The sequence below is a fragment of the Sporolactobacillus shoreae genome, assembly GCF_004684935.1.
Classification (GTDB): Bacteria; Bacillota; Bacilli; order Bacillales; family Sporolactobacillaceae; genus Sporolactobacillus; species Sporolactobacillus shoreae.
This window is the reverse complement of sequence record NZ_SRJD01000015.1, coordinates 23,271-45,732: the sequence shown is the minus strand read 5'-3', so window position 1 is coordinate 45,732 and position 22,462 is coordinate 23,271. Positions and strand designations below refer to the sequence as shown.

The 22,462-nt window shown below is 49.8% G+C and carries 14 protein-coding genes; 9 read left to right on the top strand and 5 right to left on the bottom strand.

What is annotated here, in order from left to right; genetic code table 11:
- Positions 1-3 precede the first annotated feature (3 nt).
- Positions 4-4,557 carry a glutamate synthase large subunit gene (gltB, locus tag E4665_RS12550; RefSeq protein WP_135349141.1) on the bottom strand — a complete coding sequence of 1,518 codons (4,554 nt, stop codon included), beginning with the start codon at positions 4,555-4,557 and terminating at the stop codon, positions 4-6.
- A 195-nt stretch (positions 4,558-4,752) separates the two neighbouring features.
- On the opposite strand from gltB, the gene gltC reads away from it, so the two are divergent.
- Entirely contained in the window at positions 4,753-5,658 is a 906-nt protein-coding gene (gene gltC / locus E4665_RS12545; protein ID WP_135349140.1) for a glutamate biosynthesis transcriptional regulator GltC, read from the top strand.
- A gap of 78 nt (positions 5,659-5,736) precedes the next feature.
- Here the strand turns inward: gltC and lipA are convergent, their stop codons facing one another.
- A complete protein-coding gene (lipA, locus tag E4665_RS12540; protein ID WP_241654847.1) occupies positions 5,737-6,666 on the bottom strand; it encodes a lipoyl synthase in 930 nt (309 codons plus the stop codon).
- A 31-nt stretch (positions 6,667-6,697) separates the two neighbouring features.
- Positions 6,698-7,519, bottom strand: a complete 822-nt coding sequence (locus E4665_RS12535; RefSeq protein WP_135349139.1) for a lipoate--protein ligase family protein — start codon at positions 7,517-7,519, stop codon at positions 6,698-6,700.
- A gap of 344 nt (positions 7,520-7,863) precedes the next feature.
- On the opposite strand from E4665_RS12535, the gene E4665_RS12530 reads away from it, so the two are divergent.
- The 5 genes from E4665_RS12530 (at position 7,864) to thrB (ending at position 15,234) form a co-directional block, all read left to right on the top strand.
- Positions 7,864-10,935, top strand: a complete 3,072-nt coding sequence (locus E4665_RS12530; RefSeq protein WP_135349138.1) for a DEAD/DEAH box helicase — start codon at positions 7,864-7,866, stop codon at positions 10,933-10,935.
- Position 10,936: 1 nt separating this feature from the next.
- Entirely contained in the window at positions 10,937-11,515 is a 579-nt protein-coding gene (locus E4665_RS12525) for an SWIM zinc finger family protein (RefSeq protein ID WP_135349137.1), read from the top strand.
- 446 nt (positions 11,516-11,961) lie between these two features.
- Positions 11,962-13,248, top strand: a complete 1,287-nt coding sequence (locus tag E4665_RS12520) for a homoserine dehydrogenase (RefSeq protein WP_135349136.1) — start codon at positions 11,962-11,964, stop codon at positions 13,246-13,248.
- 4 nt (positions 13,249-13,252) lie between these two features.
- A complete protein-coding gene (thrC, locus tag E4665_RS12515; RefSeq protein WP_135349135.1) occupies positions 13,253-14,311 on the top strand; it encodes a threonine synthase in 1,059 nt (352 codons plus the stop codon).
- A complete protein-coding gene (gene thrB, locus E4665_RS12510) occupies positions 14,308-15,234 on the top strand; it encodes a homoserine kinase (protein WP_135349134.1) in 927 nt (308 codons plus the stop codon). Before thrC ends, thrB begins: the two co-directional genes overlap by 4 nt.
- A gap of 230 nt (positions 15,235-15,464) precedes the next feature.
- Here the strand turns inward: thrB and E4665_RS12505 are convergent, their stop codons facing one another.
- Positions 15,465-16,310, bottom strand: a complete 846-nt coding sequence (locus E4665_RS12505) for a MurR/RpiR family transcriptional regulator (RefSeq protein WP_135349133.1) — start codon at positions 16,308-16,310, stop codon at positions 15,465-15,467.
- Positions 16,311-16,963: 653 nt separating this feature from the next.
- On the opposite strand from E4665_RS12505, the gene hisC reads away from it, so the two are divergent.
- The 3 genes from hisC to serA all read left to right on the top strand — a co-directional run bounded on the left by hisC (position 16,964) and on the right by serA (position 21,195).
- Complete coding sequence (gene hisC / locus E4665_RS12500) at positions 16,964-18,052, top strand: histidinol-phosphate transaminase (protein WP_135349132.1); 1,089 nt, start codon at positions 16,964-16,966, stop codon at positions 18,050-18,052.
- 385 nt (positions 18,053-18,437) lie between these two features.
- Complete coding sequence (locus tag E4665_RS12495) at positions 18,438-19,598, top strand: pyridoxal-phosphate-dependent aminotransferase family protein (RefSeq protein WP_135349131.1); 1,161 nt, start codon at positions 18,438-18,440, stop codon at positions 19,596-19,598.
- On the top strand, positions 19,591-21,195 hold the full coding sequence (gene serA / locus E4665_RS12490; protein ID WP_135349130.1) for a phosphoglycerate dehydrogenase: 1,605 nt from the start codon (positions 19,591-19,593) through the stop codon (positions 21,193-21,195). Before E4665_RS12495 ends, serA begins: the two co-directional genes overlap by 8 nt.
- A 113-nt stretch (positions 21,196-21,308) precedes the next feature.
- Here serA and E4665_RS12485 read toward each other — a convergent pair whose 3' ends face one another.
- Positions 21,309-22,457: an HAD family hydrolase gene (locus E4665_RS12485; protein ID WP_135349129.1), complete on the bottom strand. Its 1,149-nt coding sequence runs from the start codon at positions 22,455-22,457 to the stop codon at positions 21,309-21,311.
- Between the last annotated feature and the right edge of the window lie 5 nt (positions 22,458-22,462).

Below are 22,462 nucleotides of genomic sequence, written 5' to 3'. Positions count from 1 at the left end.
GCATTACACCGGCTGATAATCCGATTTTGGAACAGCAAGTTTACCCTGCTTTTTCAGATAGAAAGCTTCTTCCTTGGCCTGTTCCTCACTAAGACCCTGAGCTTTATAGTGCCCGATCTGTGCAAGTATCGCTTCATAATCACGCGGAATAATTTTGATGAAGCGCTCGGCATACTCTTCCCAGTTTTCAAGAATATTCCCTGCCTTAGGACTGCCTGTATAATTCAGGTGATTTCTGATCAGTCCGTAGACAGCTTCAAGCTCTTTCTTATCCGTGAGTTTTTCAATGTTCACCAGTTCATGGTTGATATGAGCAAGAACCTCGGAAGGCTGGCCTTCAGGAAGGACATATGCCGTTCCGCCAGACATGCCTGCCGCAAAATTACGGCCGATTGATCCCAGAACGATTACTTTGCCGCCGGTCATATACTCACAGCCGTTCTCACCGACACCCTCAACAACGGCATAAGCGCCGCTGTTGCGTACACAGAAACGGCCGCCTGCCGTCCCGCGGATATAAGCCTCGCCCTCAGCCGCGCCGAAGAAGGCTACATTGCCCATCATCGCCTGTGAATCCATCGGAACACCGACTACTTCTTCAGATTTTATGATCACCTTGCCACCGGACAGGCCTTTGCCCACATAGTCGTTGGCATCTCCGGTCAAGGTCATGGTGACACCTCTCGGAATGAATGAAGCGAAGCTTTGTCCCGCGCTCCCTGTAAACGAAAGATTGATTGTGTCTTCCGGCAGGCCGCGTCCACCCGTAGATTTCGAAATAACGTATCCGAGTGTCGTTCCGACAGTCCGATCGGAGTTTCTCAATTTGTAGGATAAATGTACCGGCCGCTTATTTTCAATCGTTGGCAGACAGGTAGAAATCAGATTTCGCTCATCGAAACGTCTTTCTATGTGATGATCCTGAGCACGGGCGAAATGGCGCTTGGAGACATCGCTTTCCGCCTGATACAGTAAATCGGACAAATCGAGATATTTCGCCTTCCAGTGGTTGTGCACTTCCTTCTTAATGCGAAGCAGATGAGCCTGGCCGATCACTTCATCGAGCGATCGGTAACCAAGACCCGCCAGCTGTTCGCGAATATCCCGGGCGATAAACGTCATAAAATTAACAATGTAATCCGGGCTGCCGTTGAAGTGTTTGCGCAGCTCCGGATTCTGAGTCGCGATGCCTACAGGGCATGAGTCAAGGTGGCAGGCCCGCATCATCAGACAGCCAAGAACGACCAGAGGTGCTGTCGCAAAACCATATTCTTCGGCACCGAGGCAGGCTGCGATCAGAACATCGCGGCCGGTCATCAGCTTGCCGTCGGTTTCAAGCCTGACACGGTCACGCAGGCCATTTTTCATCAGAGTCTGATGGGCTTCAGCCAGACCCAGTTCCCATGGCAGGCCGGCATGCTTGATGCTCGTTTTGGAAGCCGCTCCGGTCCCTCCATCATGACCGCTGATCAGGATGACATCCGCCTTACCCTTAGCAACGCCTGCGGCAATCGTACCGACGCCGCCTTTGGCAACCAGCTTGACGCTGATCCGCGCCTTTGGATTGCTCGACTTCAAGTCATAAATGAGTTGAGCAAGATCCTCGATAGAATAAATATCATGATGAGGCGGCGGTGAGATCAAGGCGACGCCGGTTGTTGCGCGACGCGTATGAGCGATCCACGGATAAACCTTTCCCGCAGGAAGCATTCCGCCTTCTCCAGGTTTCGCTCCCTGCGCCATCTTAATCTGAAGTTCGGCCGCTTCCGACAGATAATAGCTCGTGACTCCGAATCTCGCCGATGCGACCTGTTTGATCGCACTGCGGCGCCAATCGCCGTTCTCGTCCCGGACGAAACGGTCCGCGTCTTCGCCGCCCTCGCCGCTGTTGCTTTTTCCGCCAATACGGTTCATGGCAATAGCCAGTGCCTCATGCGCTTCCTTGCTGATCGAACCGTAAGACATAGCGCCGGTTTTGAACCGTTTCAGAATATCTTCCACAGGCTCGACTTCATCCAGAGGAATCGGTTGGCGATCCTTCTCAAAAGTCAGCAGGCTGCGGATTGTAGAGAATGGCGCATCGTCGACCATCTCCGCATAGTCCTTATACAATTTATATTCATTTCTGCGTGTCGCCTGCTGAAGCATATGCACGATCAAAGGTTCAATCTTATGCTGTTCACCGCCCTGGCGCCACTGCAGCGTGCTTCCATCATCCAATGTTTTCAGATCGCCAAGGAGTAGTTCCTCAGTCGCTTTGTGGTGGCGGCGCAGTGATTCTTCCGAAATTTCATTCAAGCCGATGCCACCGATCTGGGAAACCGTTCCTTTAAAGTATTTTTCAATCAGCTCATCGGAAAGGCCGAGTGCTTCAAAGGTCTGTGCACCGCGGTAACTCTGAATCGATGAAATACCCACTTTGGACATGATTTTAACAATCCCGCCAACCAGAGCTTTGATATAATTCTGTTCCGCTTCTTCTTCGGAGACGCTAAGATGCCCGGTCTGTTTCAGTTCACTCACAGATTCAAGTGCCAGATAAGGATGAATCGCGTCGGCGCCGTAGCCGAGAAGCAGGGAAATCTGGTGGCTGTCATGCGGCTCCCCGGAGTCAACGATCAGGCTGACCTGTGTCCTTGTGCCCTGATCAATCAGATGATGGTGAACAGCACTTACAGCAAGAAGCGACGGAATCGGCACTTTTTTCTCATCCAAAGCGCGATCCGAAAGAATGATTAGTGAAGCACCGTCATGAATCTGCTGATCCGTTTTAAGGATCAGCTGGCCCAGAGCTTCGGAGAGTCCTCCATTTCCCTTATCCGCCGAGAACAGCGTCTGAATTACAGCAGTTTTCAAACCCTGACGCTGAATGGAGCAGAACGTTTTTCTGTCCAGGACCGGATGGTTCAGACGGATCTGCGTTGAAACATGCCGAACCGGATCCAGCAGGCCGACTTGCGGTCCGAGCCAGGTAATTTTCGACATAACCCAGGCTTCACGGATCGCATCAATCGGCGGATTTGTTACCTGGGAAAACCACTGTTTGAAATAGTCGAAGAGCACCTGAGACTTATTGGAAAGTACGGCGAGAGGCGTGTCATTCGCCATCGATCCGGTCGGTTCCTTGCCTGTTTCTGCCATTGGCTCAATAGCTTTGGTCAGATCCTCGTAGGTATATCCCTGCACTTTCTGCTGAAAGAGCCGAACCGTGTCTGATATTTTCTCAGGTTCAGGTGACTCATCTTTTATCCTGATCACTGATTCCTTAAGTAGCTTATGATAGTCTTCAGCCTGGCAGATTTCTTTCTTCAGTTCATCGCTCGGAACAATTCTGCCCTTTTCAGTGTCAATCAGCAGAAGCTGGCCGGGTTTCAGATGGCAGCGTTCACGGATATTAGACGCGTCGAGATCTGCGACACCCACCTCCGAAGAAAAGACAACCTTATCGTCATTCGTTATATAATACCGGGCGGGACGAAGTCCGTTCCGGTCCAAAATCGCGCCGATTTGTTTCCCGTTGCAAAAACCAAGTGCCATCGGTCCGTCCCACGGTTCCATCATCCGGCTGTGAAATTCGTAGAAATCGCGGAGATATTCCGGCAGTTCCGACTGATTCTCCCATGGTTCGGGAACCATCAGCATTATGGCATGAGACAGCGAAAAACCATGATAGGTCAGAAACTCCAGCACGTTATCAAAAATGGCCGAATCACTGCCGTCTGGATCTATAATCTGCGGCAGCCTTCCTCCCTCCAGCCGTTTCGCCTTGGCATTAAACCAGCTCATGTTTCCACGGATCGTATTAATTTCACCGTTATGAACAATCATCCGGTTAGGATGCGCCCGCTGCCAGCTTGGGAACGTATTCGTGCTGTAGCGGGAATGCACTAAAGCGAGTGCCGAAACAAAATGTTCATCCTGAAGATCGGTATAAAAAGCGGACACTTCTTTCGCCCGCAGCATGCCTTTATAAACCAGAGTCTGACTGGACAGACTCGCAACATAAACTTCATTTTTAAGTTTTACTTCAATCGCTTTTCTCAAGAGATACAGCTCAATATCAAGCGCGTGTCCAGAGTCTTGGCCCGCCGTCCCGATAAACATCTGGTACATAAACGGCGCTTTGCTCCGGGCGAGCCGGCTGATCTCATTTTCTTCAACAGGAACATCGCGCTCACCATAAAGCCGTAGATTACGCGCAGCGATACACGCTTTTATTTTTCCAATCGCAACCATTCTGGCAGAGCGGTCCTGAGGCATGAAAAACATGCCGACACCATAATGTCCGGCAGACGGAAGCGAAAAATTGCATACAGACTGAAAAAACTGGTTGGGAATCTGAACGAGTATGCCCGCGCCATCACCGGTTTTTCCATCAGCCGCCTTGCCCGCGCGGTGATCCAACCTCGCAAGCATTTCAAGTGCGGTTTTAACTACATCATTGGATGCACGCCCCTTGATATCCGCGTACAATCCAATGCCGCAGGAATCGTGTTCAAATTCCGGACGATACAAGCCTTCCGAGACATTGGCTCTCGTCTCTCCCTTTGTAATCATAAACGTCATCCTTCCTTCTGTCTCTTCGCAATCTCGCATCATTTATCTGTCCAACTTTTCAGAAAATATATTTGTATCTCTATCTACTTTTTTCCGAAAAGTTTGGTAATTTTATTTTACACTTTAATCATCAATCTTTTCAATATATAATTAAGAACAGATTAATCTCGATTCGATATGAATGGAGTGCGGACCATGGAATTACGGCAAATCGAATACTTTATTGAAGCGGCAAAAAGGGAGCATATCACACAGGCCGCAACGGCTCTCCACGTAGCGCAGTCCGCGATCAGCAGGCAGATTGCCCTGCTTGAGGACGAGCTGGGGGTCTCACTTTTTATGAGAAAAGGCCGCAATATCCAGTTGACGCCTGCCGGGAAAATTTTTCTGGAACACGCGGAACGGGGTCTTCTTGAATTTGAAAAAGCCGAGCAGAAAATCAAAGAGCACCTGAATCCCGAGATCGGGCGGATCAGGCTGGGGATTTCAACCAGCCTGTCCGTCCACACACTCCCGATCATGCTGCAGAATTTCCATAAGACTCATCCGGGAATCAGTTTTCAGCTTCATCAGGGGACAGTCCCCTATCTCATCCATTTAATTGAACAGGGGAACATTGATCTGGCATTTGCTTCCCCCGTACCCAAAAATCATGAGGCCGTGCACAGCAAAATTCTTTATACAGAAAAAATGGTCCTACTCCTGCCCAAACATCACCGGTTTGCCGGAAAAACAGCCATCCCTCTCGGAAAGCTGAAAAACGAAAGGTTCATTACATTCCGCAGCAGGCTCTCACTTCAGGAGTTGTTCCGTGATGCCTGCGGACAGGCGGGATTCGAACCGGACATTGTTTTTGAAGGGGAGGATATGGATACCATCAAAGGGCTGGTGGCCGCGGACTTCGGCATCGCGCTGATGCCGGAGAATGCCGTTACTTACAACCTTCCTGCGGGCATCGTCACCGCACCGCTTCATTCGCCTGAGGTCTCGCGATCCGTCGGAATGATCTATCCGCGAAGCCGGGAACTCGCCCCTTCGGAACAACTTTTTTCCAAGTACACGGAAGACTTTTATGAGAGGCTCTACCAGTTCGGCCAGTAAAGACTTTTTTTAATATCTTAAATAGAATGCCGCCACCGGACTGATGATTCAGTCTCTGGAAGCGGCGTTTTTAATCTGTCAGATTCTTTGATCCTCATGATCTTCCTCTTCAATCAGTCGATCATGTCTGAGCCGTGATTCCGGATCAACCTGCTCATCGGCGTGGTAAGAAGAACGGGCAAGCGGTCCGGCCTCGCAATGCCTGAAACCTTTTTCCATGGCAATCTTTTTCAGCTCCTCGAACTCGGCAGGCTGGTAATAGCGGACAACATCCAGGTGTTTTCGGGTTGGCTGGAGGTATTGGCCGATCACCATAATATCCACGTGATTCTCAAGCAGATCATCCATTGCCTGAAGGATCTCTTCCTTGGTTTCGCCAAGTCCGACCATGATACTCGATTTCGTCGGCGTATTAGGACTCAGTTCTTTAACCCTCCGCAGAACAGCCAGAGAGCGGTCATAGGTTGCGATTGCGCGGACGCTTTTTGTCAATCTGCGGACCGTTTCAATATTATGGTCAAAAATATCCGGCTTCGCATCCATCAGAGTCAGAATGCTTTCATCGTCTCCCTTCATGTCAGAAGGAAGGACTTCAATGGTGCAGTACGGCACTTTTCTTCGGATCGCTCGCACTGTCTCCGCAAAAACACCCGCGCCCCCATCGTTTAAGTCATCACGGGCAACAGCTGTCACGACGACATGGCGCAGCTTCATCTTTTTCACTGAATCAGCCACCCGTTCCGGCTCGCGCAGATCGAGTTCGGTAGGACGTCCCGTTTTTACCGCGCAGAAGCGACATCCACGGGTACAGATGTCTCCAAGTATCATAAAAGTTGCGGTTCTTCTGGTAGCCCAGCACTCATGAATATTGGGGCATTTTGCCTCTTCGCAGACCGTATGGAGCCGCTCTTCGCGCATCAATGTCTTAATACCGCGATAATCCTGATTTGTGTCCAGCCTGATCTTCAGCCATTCCGGTTTTCTCAGATATTCCCGGTGATTCTCCAACGTCTTCTCCCCCTTAATATTGATTTGTGTCTTATCGTGAAAAGTTCCATGCTTCTGTGTCATATTTTGAATGCGCAAGTTCCCAAACAGCCTTCTCATCCTGAGGAGTAAGATCCGCAGGAATAAGCTTGATTCCCAGACCCTTTTCAAAACCTGTATAGAAAGCCCTCTTCACCTCATCAATCGTCAGCTTTCTGCCCGTGAGCGTGTCTAGTGAAACTGCCTTCCCGTCAAACGCTTTCCTGGCCCGATCCTTAACACGTTCGTTCGGGTAATCAAAACAATCAAATAGCTTGTTTTCATCAACGGATAAAGGGATCGATCCATGCTGGAGAATCATCCCTTCACGCCGGGTCTGGGAACTTCCGGCCGCTTTCCGCCCTTCCACAACCAGTTCATACCAGGAAGCCTCTTCAAAACAGACCGGTGAATGGGAGCTTTCCTTTTTCTTTTCTGGAATCGCCAGCTCAGCCTGCAGTCCCAGTTCCCTGAATCCTTCAAGAAGCCCCTTCGAAAGCACCCGGTAGGCACCGACGACTGAACGCGGCATGTCCGGATAATTTTCAGGAAGGATGACGCTGTACGTAAGTTCGTGATCATGCAGAACAGCCTGCCCCCCTGTTAGTCTCCTTACCGGCCGGACGCCGCGCCGCCCCGCCCCGTACCGATCAATTCTTCCACTTGTCTTTTGGAAATAGCCGATGGACAGCCCGGGCGGATCCCACTGATAAAATCGGAGGACCGGTTCCTTTCTTCCAGCAGCTCCCTGCTGAAGCAGATATTCATCCAAAGCCATATTATAAGACGGAGTATGTACTCCTGAATCAAGAAAAAGCCATGACTGAATGTTCATTCTGTCTTGCCTCCGAATACCCTTTTTGTGACAGCGCTGCCATTATTTTTTGATGACGCAAAAGTGCCAACCGGGCTTTGACAGATCTCTCCCACGCCGGCCGATCCGTTTTCTTTTCTGAAGCGTTGTCTTTATCATACCAAGAAACCGTCACAAAAGTAAGCCCAGGCGAGAAATATCAACGACTCTTTCTGAAGCGGAAAAAGCGCGGCAGCCCGCGGCTCAGAAAGCAAGGTTCGTTTCATTGTCACTGACGATATGGTACACTAATAGGATAGATTATTTTTGACGAATAGGACCGCATGCCCAAATTAAGAGCCTTGCCCGAAAAGGAGATTTTCCTGATGAACCGCTATCTGCAGATCACATTCGTGCCTCATATAGAAAAAGGATGGAATTTCTATATCTGGCTGACTGATGAAGAAGGAAATAATCTCCCTTTTCCGGGTGACGTTTCGGGAAAAGGTCCCATTCCGGAGTGGCTTGGAGACCTCTCTCCTTATCGCTACTTCAGATCTTCCGCCCAGTTTGCGGGAGACGCCGGCGATTTTCCGGTTTCCGGTGCTCTTATGCCCATGAACAGTGCCTTTAAACTGATGCGTGACCGGGTCCTGGATGACGGAGACATCAGAGCGGGCCGGACCTTTCAATGGTTCGGCAGGATCGCCGATGCACTGAAAGTTCTGCTGGAAAACGGACAGTTTTATCCGTTCTTTTACCACCTTGAACGTGGAAAACATGAACACTGTTATTTCTGCGAGTGGATGCCTGACATACAAACGCTTGACAAGAGCGGTCTTTTCGCCGATTGGCTGGGCTCGCTGCCCCATCTCTCCTTTTCAATCTCCGATCTTCAGGATGAAAAAGTCAGGCAGTGGCTCTATTTACTGATCATTTTCTGGACCAATACGCTTGTACATGATACCGCTTTATCTGTGATTCCCCAGCTTGAAAACAAACCCGCCGCCGGGCTGATCGAAGCGAATAACCCATCCGGGAGTGTCCCTGAAAAAAACATTCCTTTTCATTCATCTGGAGAGCCGTGGGTCACTACGGCCAATCCGCTGAAAGTACAAGAAATGAATCAGCTTGAGCGGGAAATAGGGGACTGGACCCACCCCGTCTCCTCACACAATCCGCAGGCGTTAACCAGCGCGTTGCTGGCTTTCAGAAAAGCGCGGATGGAGCAGCAGTTTTCACCCGAACAGATGAAAATAATTCTTGACCCGGCAGATCCGGATGATCCGTTCTCCAAGGACGCGGTCTGGGAGTATGAAACGGTTGTCGAAGGCTGGAAGAATGCCAGACGGACCGAATGGTCTCTTGAAAAACTGCAGAGCCGTTCCCCACTGGGCAGGAACAGCTGGCTGGAGGAACGTATCAATCGGTTGACAGGAGAAGTACCAGATCATATTCTGAATTTTCTTGCTGGAAAAGCAGGCAGACTCATAACCTCCGAGGAACTTTCCGATCTTTTTCAATACAGGAACGAGCTCGGAGCAGTCTCTGTCTCCTTAAGTTTGCCTGATAATCTTGATGTGAAAGAAAGTGATGACCTCGTTGCCATTGACCTTAACATCAGGTCGGAAGATGAAAATCAGCGATCACTGTTCAGCCTTTCCTCATTGATCAATTATGACTGGCGTATCGCTGTCGGAGATATCCAGCTCAGCGTCTCTGAATTCAGACAACTTGTCAGTGAAAACCAGTCGTTTATCCGGCACGAGGGTGAGTGGATCCACCTTCCGATGAAACGGATGGTGAAAGCTTTTACTGAAATGGGCGGCGTCATGGAGATTTTTGACAAAAAACCAAGTGTTGCCGGCGCTCTTCGGCTGGACGCGCTGACTCATAAAAAAAGAAATAAATTGATTAAAGTGCATCTGGAACGCGGTCTCGATGACTATCTGAACCATATTATTAATAAGCCGTCGAAAATCATACCGGTACCAGAGGGATTTTCAGGCCAGCTCCGGCCCTATCAGAAAAAGGGATTTACCTGGCTCGCCAATCTAAGGCACCAGCGGGTCGGAGGATGCCTCGCTGACGACATGGGACTCGGCAAAACGGTTCAGGCGATCGCCTACCTGGATCATTGCAAAACCCTGCCCGCCGAACCAGTCCCGGAACGGATGTTTCAGGGACCTGCTCTGGTCATCTGCCCGACTTCACTGGTCGCCAACTGGAATCACGAATTCCGGACCTTTTCACCGGAACTAGATATCTACACCCATCACGGGGCTTCCCGCCTGCATGGACAGCTCCTCGAAGAACGGCTCAGAAGCTCAGATGTGATGGTCACAAGCTATGCCATTTTCACCAAAGAATCAGAAGCTTTAAAACAAATTTACTGGAAAAGTGTGATTCTTGATGAGGCTCAGGCCATCAAAAATCCTCATGCCCAAAAAACGCGCGCGATACGGACGATCAGCAGCGCCCATCGTCTCGTCCTAACCGGGACACCGATCGAAAACCGTCTGGAAGAGCTCTGGTCCATCATGGACTTTCTTAACCCCGGCTATCTCGGCTCTCTCGAAAGATTCCGCAAGCAATTCATTGGCCCTGTTGAGAAAAAAAGCAGTCGGTCAAAAACAGGAGAACTGACAAAAATCATCCGGCCCTTCATCCTTCGCCGTGAAAAAACGGACAGGCGGATTATCCAAGATCTTCCGGATAAATTTGAAACAAAGAAAACATGTTTTCTCAGTAAAGATCAGGCCTCCCTGTATCAGACAGTTGTCAACCGCCTAACGCAAAGCGTCGGCACTTCATCGGGCATAAAACGCAAAGGCATGATCCTTTCCGCACTCACAAAGCTGAAACAGGTGTGCGACCACCCTGCCCTTGTACTGGGTAAGGAAGGCGAACAGAAAAAATCAGGGAAAATGGACCTTTTTTACGACCTTCTTGAACCGCTCTTTGACCGTAATGAAAAAGTTCTTGTCTTCACCCAATATGTACAAATGGGCCAGCAGCTTCTTCAGGAGACCCGGAAGCGCCATCCGGACGCCGATGTCTTTTTTCTGCACGGCAGCCTGAGCGCTGAACAGCGGGAAAAACTGATCCAAAGATTTCAGTCAGGCGTTAGAAAAAAGACACTGTTTATCCTGTCTCTGAAAGCAGGCGGTGTGGGCATAAATCTGACGGCGGCAGGCTATGTATTCCATTATGACCGCTGGTGGAACCCGGCGGTTGAGGAGCAGGCGACGGACAGAGCTTACCGGATTGGTCAGGAACGTAATGTCCATGTGTATAAACTCATTTGTGAAGGCACTCTGGAGGAGCGCATTGATCTTCTGATTGAGCGTAAGAAAAAGCTCCAGAGGCAGATACTCGGCCAAGGGGACGGCTGGCTGACAGAGATGAGCGATCAGGAAATTTTCGATCTGATTAAATTGCGTGAAGGAGTGATCTGAAATGACCCCTTTTTTTATCCATGACGCAGCGCTTGCCGGATGGTTGACAGCGTTCGCCGGGATGATGGAAACCACACGCTTTGAGAGAGGCCTGTTTCTTTGCAGGAACAGGCGGGTCTGGGACTATCATGCATCAGAAACACGCATCCATGCCACGGTGGAGGACGGCCAGTCCGTATTTTATGAAGCAGAGATTATCTGGAAAGGCAGCGCACCGGGCAGCAATAAGGCGGCGCTCCCAATCAAGCACCCTCAGAGAGATCTGATGCATTACAGCTGCACATGCGGGTTCGGGCCGGAACCCTGCGCACATGTTGCGGCACTTCTGATTTACAGGATCATTGATCTTGATAAAAAGCACCAGACGCGGCGGTCGTCCGGATCTCCTGTGCTGCCTGACTTTGACGATACTGCCTATCGGCGGATGTTTTCCGAATTCAGAAGCAGCGTTCAGAAGAAATCTCCGGCTGTTGAAAATTTTCACCCCGATAAGCTGCAGGTGCGGCCCTACTTTGATGACATGATGCACCTGATCACGGGCCAGGTCATGAAAAATTACGGGCACGACGAACCACGGTGAACGTTTGGCTCTTAATCCAGCCACTTTTGCGGGGTTACCAGCCACTTTTGCGGGGTTACCAGCCACTTTTGCGGGGTTACCAGCCACTTTTGCGGGGTTACCAGCCACTTTTGCGGGGTTACCAGCCACTTTTGCGGGGTTACCAGCCACTTTTGCGGTGACCCCCGATTTTGTAACCAAAATCAGGGGGTCACCTCGTGCGATGCCACGTTTTTTCATCATCGCTTTCCTACCCGTACCAGAGCTACCAGTCCTGCCGGCGCGTATTATGGCTCTTTTATGGACAAATACAACCTTGTTGTCGCTCTTTGTTCGGGTTATAATGGCAAATACATATAGAGATTCGTATTTTCCGTGCTGACCGAAAAATTGAAAAATGCTGATAAATAAGTCAATTTTTTGGAACATGTGCCTGTCTGATTATTGATGAACGGGGAGTGATGGAATTGGAGAAGGTGTCCATTGGCTTACTGGGTTTCGGGACAGTAGGCACCGGAGTGGTTCGCCTGCTGACCAAAGAAAGAGAAAGACTGGAGGCCAGGACCGGATGCACGATCCAGCTGAAGAAAGTGCTGGTCCGCAACAAAAACAGGCCGAGAAAAGTCCTGATTGACAACCGTAATCTGACGACTAATGCCGCTGAAGTTCTTGACGATCCTGAAATTGACATTATTATCGAATTGATGGGCGGCATTGATGAGGCATATCGGTATATCCTTCGGGCGCTGAATCATAAGAAACATGTAATCACGGCCAACAAAGACCTGATGGCTTCGTATGGCGATGAGCTGCTTATGGAGGCAAAAAAAAATCATTGCGACCTCTATTATGAAGCAAGTGTCGCCGGGGGCATCCCGATTCTTCGGACACTGACCGACAGTCTGGCAGCAGACCGGATTCAGAAAATGATCGGTATTGTCAATGGCACTACCAATTACATTCTCAGCAAAATGAGCCATGAAGGCCTTTCCTATGAAAAAGCCCTCTCCTCGGCGCAGGCGCTCGGCTTTGCCGAAGCCGACCCTACATCGGATGTTGAGGGATTGGACGCAGCAAGAAAAATGGTTATCCTCAGCCATCTCGCTTACTCGATTCCGGTGAAGCTGGATGATGTGAAAATCACCGGAATTACCGATGTCACCCGGGAAGATATTATCTATGCCGGAAAGCTCGGCTACACGATCAAACTGGTTGGCATTTCAGAAGTAAACAACGGGGCAATCGATGTCCGTGTCGAACCGACCCTTCTCCCGGATGGACACCCGCTCGCTTCAGTCGAAAACGAAAATAATGCCATCTACGTTTATGGCACGGCTCTGGGCGAAACCATGTATTACGGTCCCGGCGCCGGCGAAGGTCCGACCGCGGTATCTGTAATGTCCGATCTCCTCTCCGTCATCAGAAATATGGCGCTTGGTGTGACAGGCAACCACATTTTTCTGCCAAAGAGAGAAATGCATACACGCAAGGAGAGTCTTGTCGAAAGCCAGTTTTTTGTCAGGCTGCACATCAAGGACGAACCGGGCTCTTTCTCCAGGTTGACCGACTTATTCAAGGAACAGGGGATCAGTCTGGAGAAGCTGTATCAGGAACCGATCACGGGCCAGGATGCTGCAGAAGTTTCGATTGTGACGCACAGAACAAATAAAGTTCTTTTTGAAAAATCTTTTGAAATCATGAAAAAGCTTGATGTTGTTCTAAATGCCAAATATTTCAGAGTTGAAAGGGGATAAAAAAATGGTCTGGAAAGGTCTTATGGAAAAATACAAGGATGTTTTACCCGTAACGGAGAAGACACCTCGCCTGACATTACTCGAGGGAAACACGCCGCTGATTCCGCTCGATAAGCTTTCTGAGAAACTGGAATGCGACATCCGTGTCAAATTTGAGGGACTGAATCCTACCGGCAGCTTTAAAGACCGCGGCATGTTCCTTGCTGTTGCCAAAGCAATGGAAAGCGGCAGCAAAGGTGTAATCTGCGCCTCAACGGGGAATACTTCAGCTTCCGCTGCGGCATACAGCGCACGCGCCGGTCTCGACTGTATCATCGTTATCCCAAAAGGCAAAATCGCACTGGGCAAACTGGCCCAGTCAGTGATGTACGGTGCCAAAATTTTTGAAGTCAACGGAAATTTTGACCAGGCTCTGGATATCGTCCGCTATACAGGCGCAAATTCCGAATACACGATTGTCAACTCAATCAATCCTTACCGGCTTGAAGGCCAGAAGACTGGCGCCTATGAAATTGTCGAACAGCTGGGTTCAGCCCCTGATGTGCTTTGCATCCCGGTTGGAAATGCCGGCAACATCTCCGCTTACTGGAAAGGGTTTAAGGAACTGCGGGATAACCAAAAGGTCGCTCCGCCTGAAATTCACGGTTTCGAAGCTGAAGGTGCGGCCGCCATTGCCAAAAATAAGGTAATCGAGCATCCCGAAACGATCGCAACCGCCATTCGTATCGGCAATCCAGCGAGCTGGAAACTGGCAGTTGCCGCAGAAAAAGAATCCCACGGCGAAATTGATTATGTCACGGATGAACAGATTCTTGAAGCGTACAAGCTGATTGCACGTACGGAAGGTATTTTTGCAGAGCCTGCGTCCTGCGCTTCAATTGCCGGTTTGTTAAAACATATCAAGGCCGGAAAGATCAAAAAAGGATCAAAAATCGTCTGCATTCTGACCGGAAATGGACTTAAAGATCCCGCTACCGCAATGGACACGCTGTCCATCGAACCGACCATCATCGGTGCTGAAGAATCAGCCGTTGTGGATCACCTCCGGCAGGTGGCAAAATGACCGTGCCCGCGGCATTTCAGATCAAAGTGCCTGGCAGTACGGCCAATCTCGGACCCGGCTTTGATTCGATCGGCATGGCGGTCAGCCGCTACCTCTTTCTGAATGCGGTCCGTTCGGATCACTGGCAATTTAACTATACGGATCAGCCAGATTTTCAGCCGGCGCTGAATGAAAATCTAATCTATATAACCGCGAAGCAAACCGCCGAGAGCCGTCACGCCTCACTCTCACCTTATTCCGTTGAGGTGCGGAGTGACATTCCAATTGCGCGTGGTCTGGGTAGCAGCGCCGCCGCGATCATCGCGGGCATTGAACTGGCTGATTTTTCACTCGGCCTCGGACTTTCAGAAAGTGAGAAGTCCTGGATGGCCTGTCGTTCCGAAGGCCATCCGGATAATGTGACTGCCTCACTCTATGGCGGTCTCGTCGTTTCTACTCAATCAACGTCCGAAGTCAGCAGTGTGCGGCTTCCCGCTCCTGATTTTGATTTTGTGACGGTAATCCCTGATTTTGAATTAAAAACAAGTGACGCCCGCAGCGCCCTTCCCGCCTCTCTTTCTTTCCGTAAAGCTGTTGAAGGCAGCAGCATTGCCAATGTTCTGATCTGCGCGCTGCTCAGCCACGACGGCGAGTTGGCTGGAAAAATGATGGAGAGCGATCAGTTTCACCAGCCTTTCCGTGCCGGATTGATTCCCGACATGGCTAAAATCGCCCGAATCGCCAGGGACTCGGGCGCGTACGGTTCTTTTCTGAGCGGAGCGGGCCCAACCGTTATGTCGCTGGCTTCGAAAGATGACAGTTCACAAATCAGGGAACGCTTGCAGGAAGCGTTCCCTGATTATGAGTGTGTCGTGCTCCGTCCGGTCGCGCATGGCGTTCAGACGGAAGTTTCATCACCGGCATACAGGGGCACCGATCAATAACGGTTGCCGTTAAAAATTTCATAACACATAAAACCCTCTTCATTTGCCGAGAATAAGGCCAGTGAGGAGGTTTTCTGTGTGAAGATAAAAATAGGCTGGGGCTTTATTTGCTTTTTCGCCGTTCTTTTCGGCGTGCTCTATGTGCTTTCTCTTGTGATCCATTCGTTGTGAAATAAACACCCGAAGTGCCTAATATGGAATCGCTTTCACATATCCTGATTCAAAATAGATTACCCATGTGCTGCCAAACGGTCCAGATCATGTTCCGGTTGTTTTGCATTATGTTGCTTTCTCTTCATAACGTTCGCGTAAAGTGCGTCAATCAATGTTATTTGCGCCGCCCGTGCAACGTAGGATTCCGATCGATAATCCGTGGGGACGGAAACAGTATGCAGAGATATATCCATCAGGTCGCCCAGTCCGGATTTCATAAATCCGGTCAGTCCGATAGTCGGGCATCCCGCCGACTTTGCCGCTTTGGCCACCTGCAGGAGATGCTTGTCACTGGCCGAATACGAAATAAAGACGGCGGCGTCACGGCCGGTCAGCTGAGAGGCAGACAGCATCTGGAACTCTCCATCACTGGGCGCATAGGTCATAATCCCCGCGCGGACAAATTTGCGGTGCGCTTCCTGCGCCATGGTCACTGACCCGCTGCTGCCAAAGAAAGCGACCCGCTCCGACCGGCTTATCAACTCGACAGCATTTTTAAAAGGTTCGCTGCTCAGAATCTGGAACGTGTTCTCCAGGGTGCGGATGTTATCCTGAAAGACGCGTTCCGCCAGACTCATGGTCTCATCGCCCTGATATTTGCTTTCTTCGAGCTCCATATGACGATTTTTCGCGATGTCAGCCGCAAGGACAATTTTCATTTCCTGAAATCCCTTGAATTCCAGGCGTCTGCAGAACCTGAATACAGTGGCGTCAGCCACTTTGATACGCGCGGATACCTGATTAATGCTGCTTCGAACAGTTTCCTCCGGATAACTCAGGATGTAATCAGCTATTTTACGCTCTTTCTCGCTTAAGTGTGGATAAGCCGACTGAATCCGGATCATACATTGATGTTCTGCCATTACTTACCACTCCCCCTCTCAGCTTCATTGTACATCAAACGCTTACATTTGAAAATAATTTTCTGTAAACGGTTCCTTTTTATAAAGAACGTTTAAACGGGCCGTCGGAATTTCTTCCAATTTTTCCTTTTTACATTAACCGCACCGTTCCTTACATCTAGGCAAACAGCGCTCTAATAATCAGATGAGCATTTAAGGTCACAGATTGGACTTTACAATTCAAACGTTACATGTTTAAATTGAATCAGTTTTAATATCAGCTATTAAAGAAACGCTAAAAGGTAAAGAACAGGGTCTCGTCGGACAGTATCAAAAAAATCGTTACCAGTGGAATCTCGGATCTTTCGGCCTAAGTATGATCCCGAGAAGGTTTCCTGCTTCGGTTAAGGCAGAAATCAATGTCTCTTCCTATCTGGCAAGTGCCATAAGGGAAAAGACAAACCGGACGTTTTCCTGTTAAAGCGGCGAATATTTTTTCGCAATCCGGGTGGTACCGCACAAACGACAGCTCTGCTTCGGCAGGGCTTTTTTCGTACTTTTGAATATACTATGGAACCGGTGAGCGTCGTTATTCTGCTTTACATTTAATCCGGAATCCGTCCCCCGGAAGGCCGGCAAACCACCACGATCATTCAGCCAAAGGAGTGTTTTGCATGTTCAAAGAAACTTTAGCCCATTTGAGAGCCTATGATCCGGGTCCTTCAGTTGAAGAGATCAAAAAAAGATACGGTCTTGAACGTCTCGTCAAGCTTGATTCAAATGAAAATGTGTACGGTGCTTCTCCGAAAGTATCAGAAGCCATCGTCAAAGCCTCCCTTCTGCCCGAGCTATATCCTGACTGCCGCGACAGCGACTTGCGCCGCGAACTGGCTGTAAGGCTTGGGACCCGCGAAGAACAGTTCTTGTTCGGCCTTGGTCTTGATGAGATGATCGTTTTGATCAGCCGTGCCCTCCTCGAACGGGGAACTAATATTGTTATGGCGTGGCCCACTTTTTACGAATATTACTGTCATGCCCAGATTGAAGGCGCCGAAACGAAAAAAGTGCCGTGCGGCAAAGACGGAAGGCATGACCTCGATGCCATGCGGGATGCTGTCGATTCCGCAACAAAAGTGATCTGGATCTGTAATCCGAACAATCCTACGGGAACCTATGTCAACGATCAGGAGCTCGCCCATTTCGTTGACGAGATACCCGATGATGTTGTCATTGTACTCGACGAAGCCTACATTGATTTCGTAACAGCCTCTGATTTCCCCCGCTCTCTTGAACTGCTTAAAGATCATCCGAACCTGCTTGTTCTCCGGACTTTCTCAAAATCATACGGCCTTGCTTCTTTCCGGATCGGCTACGCCGTCGGACAGCAGCGTCTGATCGATGAAATTGACAAAGTCAGGCCGCCCTTCAACAATCCGCGGCTCAGCCAGATTGCTGCATTCGCCGCTTTACAAGATCAGGACTTTATGAAGGACTGCGTCAAGAAAAATAAAGATGTACTGGAAATGACAACCGTATTTCTTGACGAAAAAAAGATTTCCTATTTCCCGACACAGGCTAATTTTATTTACGTAAAGGTCGATAATCCAAAGGCTGTAGCTGAAAAATGTAAGACGAAAGGATTCCTGATCAATCCATTTCAGACGGGCGTTCGCATTACAATTGGAAAGATGAACGATATGAAAGAATTGCTCGGCATCCTTGAATCGGCAATCTCAGAAACCTCCGCCGAGCCTAGCCTCTGATCGCGATGAAATACCATTCACCAATTGTGTCAGAAAATATTAAAATATTTTTCTTTACAAAATTCAGGATTGCTGTTACAATTTGGACACAATATTAAATGTCATGAAGAAGACAACAGGCTGTTGGAATCAGGTCCCAGAGAGCCGGTATTCGCTGAGAACCGGTCCCGCTTCCTTCAGCTTTAGCCCTTCGGAACAGATTCGCTGAATATTAAGAGTAGGCGGATCCGGCACAGGCCGTTAAGACTTGAATGAAGGCTGTCCGTGATTTTCGGGCAGCGAATGAGGGTGGCACAGCGATTACCACGCCCCTCGCAGTATGGCATACATACTGTGAGGGGCGTTTTTATTTTCACAAATATAGAAAACAGAAGGGATGATTCACATGTTTCTAGACCAGACTTACTTGTTTACACCCGGACCCACGCCCATTCCGAACCGGGTGAATGCGGCCATGGCTCAGCCGATGATTGGCCACCGCAGCCCGGATTTCTCAGTCCTGATTGAAGATGTCGCTAATCGCCTTAAGCCTGTTTTTGGTACAAAACATCCTGTTCTCGCGCTGACCAGCAGCGGCACTTCAGCCCTTGAAGCTGCGGTCGTCAACACCGTATCCGAAGGCGAGGATGCGGTTGTAATTGTTGCCGGATCCTTTGGCGACCGGCTGGCAACCATTGCGGAAAACTATGGGGTAAATGTTCACCGCCTGAATATTGAGTGGGGAAAATCGTGCACGCCTGAACAGCTCGAAGCTTTTCTCGACGGACTGGCAAGTACTTCAGTTAAAGCTGTATTTGCCACTTTTAATGAAACGTCGACCGGCGTCCTGAATCCCATTGGTGCGCTCGGCGAGGTAGTCGCCCGGAAAAGCGATGCGCTGTTCGTCGTTGACGGCGTCAGCTGCATTGGCGGTGTTCCTGTCGACATGGAAAAGGATCATATTGATATCCTCGTCACCAGCTCTCAGAAAGCGCTCATGCTTCCACCGGGTCTCGCTTTCGTTGCATTCAGCGACCGTGGCCTGAAAGCGATCCGTGAATGCCCAGCCAAACGCTTTTATCTTGATCTGAACCGTTATGTCAAAGCCTATGAAGAACAGAAGTCAACGCCGTTCACGCCTGCCGTTTCCCTGATCGCCGGAGCAAAGGAAGTCTGCTCAATGATTGAGGAAGAAGGTTGGGAAAATGTGATCAAGCGCCACTATTTATTAAGGGATATGCTGCGTGCCGGCATCCGGGAACTGGGTCTTCCCCTTCTGACAAGTGATGAAGATGCGTCGCCTACTGTCACCGCGGTAAAATCCGGTAACATTCCCGCCCCGGATATTCAAAAAGCATTGAAAAAAGATTTCGCAATCACCATCGCTGGCGGACAGAAGGACTTGAAAGGAAAAATATTCCGTATCGGCCACATGGGTTATTGCACACCTTTTGACATACTCAAAGTGCTCACCGCTCTTGAATTAACACTTGCCAAATTCGGCGAAGAACCAAAACTTGGAGCCGCAGTGAAAAAAGCCGAGGAGGTCTGGGTTCAGCATGTATAAAGTAATTGTCACAGACGCGATCAGCGAAACGGGGCTCCACGCCCTTCTCAGCAATTCAAATTTTGAGGTGGATCAGGCCACGGGGCTTGCACCGGCCGATCTGATTGAGAAGATAAAAGATTATGACGCGCTGATTGTCCGCAGCCAGACGCAGGTCACCCGTGAGGTGATTCAGGCGGCGGACCATCTGAAAGTGATCGCCCGCGCGGGAGTCGGCGTTGACAATATTGATATCGATGCCGCAACGGAAAAAGGCGTGATCGTGATCAACGCCCCGGCGGGTAATACAATTGCCGCAACGGAACACACCATGGCAATGATGCTCTCGCTTGCCCGCAACATTCCGCAGGCCTACGGATCACTCACCGCAGGCAGATGGGACCGGAAGCTGTATAAAGGTGTCGAACTTTACCAGAAAACACTCGGTGTCGTCGGCATGGGACGTATAGGAACTGAAGTCGCCAAGCGCGCAAAAGGGTTCGAGATGAATATTCTCGGCTACGATCCTTTTCTGACGGAAGACAGAGCGAAAAAAATGGGGATTATCAAAGCCAGTCTTGACGAAATTGCCGCCCAGGCAGATTTCATCACCGTTCATACTCCTCTGACTGCGGAAACGCGCGGACTGATCGACGCCGATTATCTCGCCAAAACCAAAAAGGGTGTCCGGCTGATCAACTGCGCGCGCGGCGGCATTATTGACGAACAAGCACTAGTTGACGCAGTGAACAGCGGCCACGTCGCCGGAGCGGCGATTGATGTCTTTGAACACGAACCTCCGGAAAATACCGGCCTGACACAGAATCCGAGTATCATCGTGACCCCTCACCTCGGTGCTTCCACAGCCGAGGCTCAGGAAAAAGTCGCCCAGTCGGTCAGCGAAGAAATTGTCGGCATTTTTGAAACAGGCAGCGTGCAGCATGCGATCAACCTGCCACATATATCCGCTACCGTGCAACAGAAAATCAAACCTTATCTCACTTTGAGCGAACAGATGGCGGAACTGCTGATGCAGATTTTTAAAGACGCTCCTGAGAAGATCAAGATTAATTATTACGGCGAACTTTTTCTCGAAGACACAGGCCTTCTCACACGCCAGATGATTAAGGCACTGCTCTCCTTCTATCTGGATGGTTCCATTAACATTGTCAACGTCATGCAGGTGCTGAAGGCACACAGCCTTTCATACAGCGTGCAGAAGAATGCGGCGCACAAGGGCTTTACAAACTTCATCGAGCTCGAAATCGCTCACGGTGATAAGAAAGCGACGATCGCCTGCACCTACTTGCCCGGTTTCGGCGGCCGCATTGTTTCGATCAACGGCTATCGGCTCGACATGGAACCGGAGAAGTATCTGCTTTATATCAGCCACGTCGATGTTCCCGGCATCATCGGCAACGTCGGCTCTTTACTCGGAAAAAGCGGCATCAACATCGGCAGCATGTACGTCGGACGTCAGGCGGTCGGCGGCCAAGCAATTATGATTCTGACCGTGGACAAGCCGGTACCGGAAACGGCCCGAAAAGAAATTCTTTCCATCGAGGATCTCCAGGATGTCGAATTTGTCGCGATTGACGTTCCGGAAGAACAAAACTGACAAAGTACAAAAATGAGTGAAAAGGCCATCCCGATTCAACTTTCGGGATGACCTTTTTTAATGTGGATCAAGCAATATTAAAACTCGCGGAACTTTTATCAGAACTCGATCAATTATTTTTCGATCAATTCCAGCGCCAGATCTTTAATGTCAGCAATCGAATCAAGAATAAAATCCGCGCCGTGAGCCTCCAGCTCTCCCCGCGCTTTTTTTCCCGATAGCCCCGTGAGCACGCCGGCAAAGCGGCAGCCCAGCTGCTTTGCGCAGAGCAGATCAGCTAGAGAATCGCCGACAATCAGGGTTTCGCTTCCATTCGGAAGTTTTTCCGGCTCCCGCGACGTCCAGCGGCGCTCATCACTGTCTTTGCCGTGATAGGAAAGCAGATACGTAAATGGATGCGGCTTTGCAAGCGGTGCGGCATCGTATTTTTTCTCGGCAGCCAGCACTTCATCTGCCGTCGCGATATGATTCTCATCAAGAAGCTCCAGCCAGTTCAGATAGCCGAACGGTTTATACGTCTCAAGATGTGGGCGTCCGGTCGCGATACCTATGTTTACACCCTTCTGAATCAGTTCCCTGAACATGTTCCGGATCAGCTTCGGGTCGGCAAGCGTCACTTCCTCATTCATAAAGCCCTTCTTACCGGTCTGCACGGAAGGCAGTCCCGTTGAAGAAAGCACATATTCATCCCCTATGTACCACTCCTGGGAAGCATGTTCGCCGATGTGCCATAAGGTACTTTTCGGGCGGAATTGGTCCGTCTGAATGCCCAGACGCTTTCCAGCCAACTCATTCAAATAAAGGATCAGCCCCTGACGCGTCGCATCTGTTTCAGAAAAATCATCCGGGAAACGGTCAAAATCAGGCTTGACAGGATATTTCCGAAACAAACTTCTGAACTCATCCAGTGTCTCCCGGCTAATTGTTCCCTGCAGCAGATCCGCCGCCTCTTTCCTCACGCTGTCCGGCAGCTGTGAGACGAGATGGATCAGCTGAACGGAAAAAGTCACATAGATCATATCCCAGTTAGCGTTCATTCCGCGTGATTTCATGAAATTCAGGACCTGGTCATTAAGAAAAACTTTTGCTCGTAAGTTAGCAATTTCCTGATCACTGTAGACGGTCCTGAAGTCTTTTTCCCCTCCCAGGCCCAGATAGTTTTCACTTGTCAGCAGTTCCCATACCGTGAGCGCCGATGCGTCAAAATAGCGTTCCTCGCTTAGGAAAACGCCGTCCACATCGAACAAAATCGTCTTTAACATTACTT